General features: G+C 68.7%; 4 protein-coding genes. All 4 read right to left on the minus strand.

Features of this window, described 5'->3' with window-relative positions:
- Window positions 1–2,282: AAA family ATPase (locus A6302_RS19240; RefSeq protein ID WP_210183401.1), on the minus strand; the 2,282-nt coding region annotated here is incomplete at its 3' end.
- Complete coding sequence (locus tag A6302_RS19245; protein WP_069308382.1) at window positions 2,279–3,049, minus strand: hypothetical protein; 771 nt, start codon at window positions 3,047–3,049, stop codon at window positions 2,279–2,281. The genes A6302_RS19240 and A6302_RS19245, both read right to left, overlap by 4 nt.
- Complete coding sequence (locus tag A6302_RS19250) at window positions 3,046–3,252, minus strand: DUF6511 domain-containing protein (protein ID WP_069308383.1); 207 nt, start codon at window positions 3,250–3,252, stop codon at window positions 3,046–3,048. Before A6302_RS19250 ends, A6302_RS19245 begins: the two co-directional genes overlap by 4 nt.
- Before the next feature lie 207 nt (window positions 3,253–3,459).
- Window positions 3,460–5,056: DEAD/DEAH box helicase (locus A6302_RS19255; protein ID WP_069308385.1), on the minus strand; the 1,597-nt coding region annotated here is incomplete at its 5' end.

The raw sequence follows: 5,056 nt of genomic DNA on the forward strand, positions 1-5,056 counted from the left end.
ACCGGGTAGACCCAGACGGCGGGGTTCTCGACCTGCAGGCAGAGACCGGACTGGGGGCATTTGAAGTGGCTGGGCAGCACCGGACGGGCGGTTGTAGTGACCTCGCCGGTGTCCGGATCGACCTCCTCGACGGGCGCGCCGAACTGCATGCCCTCGACGCAGAGATAGCCGAACCGCGACCGGGTGATGGGGAAACCGAACCCCGAGGGGTCGCGCAGGAACTTCACGAAGCCCTTGGTCGCCAGCACGCTGAGCCGCTCGCGGATCGTGTGCTTGCTGCCCAGACCGCCCCGGTTCTCGAAGGTCTCCGCGAACTGCATCGCGGTGTAGAGGCGCTCGCTCGCCGCCTCATCCAGCAGCATGCCGAGGATGACATCGTGCTTGCGCAGCCGCTCGGCATCGAGTTTGGCGCCGACCTCCTTGCGCACCAGACGCTCGTTCAGCGGGTTCAGCTCGACCCATTCGCCCTTCACCTTGTCGATGAGCTTGCCCGGCAGCGCGGGGCCGTTCCGCAGTTCGATCTCCAGCCTGCGGACGCTGCTGTCCTCGTCAGGCCGGTGCATGAGCAGCCCCGAGGTGTAGAAGCCGCGCAGCGCGCTGGCGCCGGAGAGCGCGAGGAAGGGATCGTCCTTGACCTGGTGCTTGCTGGCCTTGCGGGTGTGATGGGCGAGGATGACGCCCGCGTCCGGACTGACCGCCTCGCGCAGGAGCTCCAGGCGGTCCTTCAGGAAGAACATCATGGCGGTGTTGTCGTTCTCGCCACCCCCCTCGGGTCCGCCGTCGAAGAGATTGCGGATCGGGTCGATGACGATGATGTCGGGCGGCGCGTCGGCGAATGCGGCCCGGATCGCCTCGGCCACGCGGGCGACGCCCTCCGCGTCGAGCAGCAGCTTCAGCTTCGGCGTGGCGATGAAGGTGTCGCGCGCGGCGGCAATCACGGCGGCGGGCAGCGCGATCTGCTGCATGCGCTCGCGCAGGTAGTGATACTGGATCTCGGCTTGAAGGTAGAACACGCGCAGCGGCCGGGGCGGCGTGAAGCCAAGGAATGGCACGCCAGCGGCCATGTGGACGAGCCAGGAGAACAGGAAGTCGCTCTTGCCGACCTTGGGCGCCCCGCCCAGCACCAGGAGACCGCCTGGCGTCAGCACGCGCGGCCCGATGACGTCCTCGGGCATGGGGCTCGTGTCGTCGAGCAGAGCGCCGAGGCTGAAGGTAGGCAGCGGGCTGGCCGGGGCATCGACATGGGCCGCGAGCAGGAGCGGCGGGCCATTGCGCTTCACATGCAGCTCCCAGAGGCGTTCGGACTCGGCCATCAGCCGATCGAGCGGCCAGGACGGGCGCAGCATGGCGGCGTTGTAGCCGCAGATCGCCTCCCAGCCCGCGAACGGGTCGAGGCGGCCCTCGTGCACCAGGCGCACGTAATGGCCGACGGCGGCGCTGGCCCCCTGGAACCGCGACCAGTCGTCGACCGCGCCTTCGCGCACCGGCGTGGTGAGCACCGCGTCGATGCCGGGCTTCGCGGTCGGCGCGGCAACGTCGCTGGGGAAGCCTACGCCTGGCAGCGGTGGCATCTCGGCGACCTTTTCGGCGAAATCCGCAAGATCCACCTCGACCGCGCGATGTTCGCGGATCTGCACGAGGCGCTGGTGGCCGTGCTTGTGATAGACGGTGCCGGGCACCCGGATCGGCTGGTGCGCCGAGCGGAAATGCGTGTCGCCGCCGACCTTCACGGCGATCTCGCCGCGCAGGCGGCAGAGGGTGGCCAGGTCGTCGCCCTCGGCGGGTTCGGTCAGTTGCCACCAGACATGGAGCTTCGCCGCGCCCTCGGGCGTGCGCCCGCCGCTTTCGATGATGAGCGTCGGTGCGCCGAGGTGGCGGGTGACATGGTCCAGCTTGGCCGGGATGTCGCCTGCGTCGAGATCGACGACGATGGCCTGCATCTGCAGCACGTCGGCGGCGCGTGCCTGACCCTGCTCCTCGACCGTGCCGGGGATGACATAGACCGCCGCCCCCTCGCGGTTCGCCCACGCGGCGAAAGTCGTGAGCTTGCCGGGTGCGGTGCCGTCGGCCGGGATCCAGATGTTGTGCGGCTTGCCGTCCCGGCCCTGACCCTTGTCAACGAAGCCGCGGAGCGGGATCAGCCCCTCGCACCAGCTGAACACGGTGTCGAGGAACACGGCGATCTGCTCGGGGTCGGGGTCGCAGCCGAAGGGGTTCTCTGACGGCGGCCCGTCGTTGAAGTCCATCCACGGGTTGAAGTGCAGGATGCCGTCGTCGCTCATGCGGCAAGCCTCCAGCAGCGCTCGGACCACGGGCAGAAGCGGCATTCGAAGAAGTCGGGCGTGGTGGCGACGCGCGGCAGAAGCTCGCCCACATCGGTCGCCTGCAGGATCCGCACGCCCCTGTCGGACATGCGCTGCGCGAGATCGGCGTCGAATGGCACCAGTTCGTGGTGCATCTCGGCCGTGTCCTTGTTGATCGCGGTGAACACGGCGGGCGCGGCGCTGATGCCGGGCACGCTGGTTTCCATGTAGGCCTGATAGACCGCGATCTGGGCGGCGTAGACCGGCTTCGACTTGGTCACGCCGTCCTTGACGCAGGCGCGCCAGTTCTTGGCGTTCATGGTCTTGCATTCCCACAGTGCGGGAACGGTGAGACCGAGACCCTCGGGCCCGGCGGCGATGATGCCGTCGACATGACCGCGGATGCGCCCGCCCGCGACCGAGAAGCCGAACTGGCCGCCATCGGGGTGGTTGCCCTTGCGGGTGTAGAGGTCGAAGCCTGCGCCGCGCAGCCAGGCGACGGCCAGATCCTCGAGCGCGTGGCCGATCGCGAAGATGCGCAGCGACTGGCCGCTGAAGTCCTGGCCTTCGTCCCTCGGCGTTGCCGTGAACTCGAACTGCAAGGCGCGCTCGCAGGCATGGCCGAGGCGCGAGCCGCCGAGATAGTCGCGGGGCGGCCGCGTGGCCTGATCGGCGATGAGCGCCCGATCGACGGCGGCGTTGACCCGCTCTGCGAAGCTCGGCCGGTGATTGTAATCGAGGGTCAAAACGGCACCTCCGGCGTCTGCGCCCTGGCGATGTAGGACATGGCCTCGCGGAAGCCCTCGACGGCTTCCTCGATCAGCGCGCGCACCTGCGCCTCGGTCAGTTCGCCGAGCGGTGTGGCCCAGCCGATCTCGTCCATCAGCAGCGCCACGCGCTTCATGGTGGCGGTGATCGCGGCGCGCTCCTCCTCGGTCAGGTCAACCATCGCGAAACGCTCCCGCGCCAAACGCGTCCAGAAGGACTGGCAGGGCATCGAGCAGAACCAGACCGATGGCCGGGGCCGCTTCGACCGGTGCGGATCGAACCAGCCAAAACCACGGGTGGGTTGCCGGCAAACAGCACAGAGCATTCCACGCGGATGCCAGAGCCGCCGCCGGTCCTCGGCCGTGATGGGGGTGATGGAGGCCATGGATCATGCCGCCCTCCGTTCGGGAGAGGCCGCCGTGTCGATCAGCTGCCGGATGGCGCGCTTGTTGAAGCCGAAGGTCATCAGCGCCGAGGCGCGGTAGCGCGTCAGGCCGAAGTCATGGCGGCACTCGGGCGGCAGGTACTGCAGCTGCTTTTCCGTGGGCGGCTGGCGCAGCCAAGAGCGCGTCTTGAAGGCGCTTTCGTCGGTCTCGTGCGTGTTCAGCCAGTCGTCGGCCTGCGCGAGGCAGACCGTGCGCTCGCCCACACCCAGCAGATGCGGGCGTTCGCCTTTGGCCCCGCCGATCGCGTACCAGATCCCATCCAGCCAGAAGATGCCGCCCCAGGCCGCGAAGCCCGTGGCCATCAGCGCGTCGTCCGTGCCGTAGAGGTCGACCCACGCGAAGCTGGACCGCTTCAGCAGGTCGATCTCGGTCATCATGAAGCCCGAGAGCGGCGCGGCACCGCCGCCTTCACCAACCTCTTCGTCATCCCGCGGGAACGCCTCGCCGCAGAGCGGGCATTCGGTGGCGGCCAGCGGGATCTCCGCCTCGCAGGTCGGGCAGGTCCTGGTCGGCGCTTCGCCGGTCTCGGTCTTGCCGTCGAGATCGACATCCTGTTCCAGCGTGCCGTGAATCAGGCTGGAGGTGCCGAAATCCAGCACGACGCAGTCGGTCTTCACGATGCCGGGGTGTTCCTCGGGATCGACGGTGCGCAGCCCGCGCCCGACCATCTGGATCATCGTGGACTTGTAGGAGCTGGGACGCAGCAGCACGACGCAGGAGGTCGGCGGATGGTCCCAGCCCTCGGTCAGCACCGCCACGTTTACGACGACGCGGATGTCGCCTGACGCGTAGTCGGCGAGGATCGCCTTTCGGGTCTCGGCCGCCAGGTCGCCGTGGATCAGCGCGGCGGAAACGCCAGCTGCCCTGAAGGCGTCGGTGACGTGTTCGGCATGCGCGACGGTGGAGCAGAACACCACGGTCTGCCGCTCGCCTGCCTTCTCCTTCCAGTGGCGGATCACCTCGTCGGTGACGGGGGCGCGGTCCATGATGCCCGCCACCTCCGCCATGTCGAAATCCGACATCGTCTTGCGGACCGAGCGCAGCTCGTCCTGCACGCCCACGTCGATGACGAAGGTGCGCGGCGGCACCAGATGGCCTGAGGCGATCAGCTCGCCCAGCCGCACCTGATCGGCCACGTTGTCGAAGACCTCGCGCAGGCCCTTCCTGTCGCCCCGGTTCGGCGTCGCCGTGACCCCGAAGATCCGGGCGTCGGGATTGGCCTCGCGCACCCGGTCGATGATGCGACGGTAGCTGTCGGCGACGGCATGGTGCGCCTCATCCACGACCAGCAGGTCGAGGCGCGGCATGTCAGCGAGGTTCGAGGCCCGCGCCAGCGTCGGCACCATGGCGAAGGCGACCTGGCCACCCCAGGACTTCTCCGTGGCGTCGATGACCGACGTGGCGACGCCCGGCACCACGCGCTGGAACTTGGCACGGTTCTGCGCCGTCAGTTCGTCGCGATGGGCCAGAACGCAGGCCTTGGCGCCGTCGCCGATCATCTCGCCGGTGACCGCCGAGAGCATGATGGTCTTGCCCGCA

It is taken from the genome of Methylobrevis pamukkalensis, assembly GCF_001720135.1.
In the GTDB taxonomy this organism is placed as follows: Bacteria; Pseudomonadota; Alphaproteobacteria; order Rhizobiales; family Pleomorphomonadaceae; genus Methylobrevis; species Methylobrevis pamukkalensis.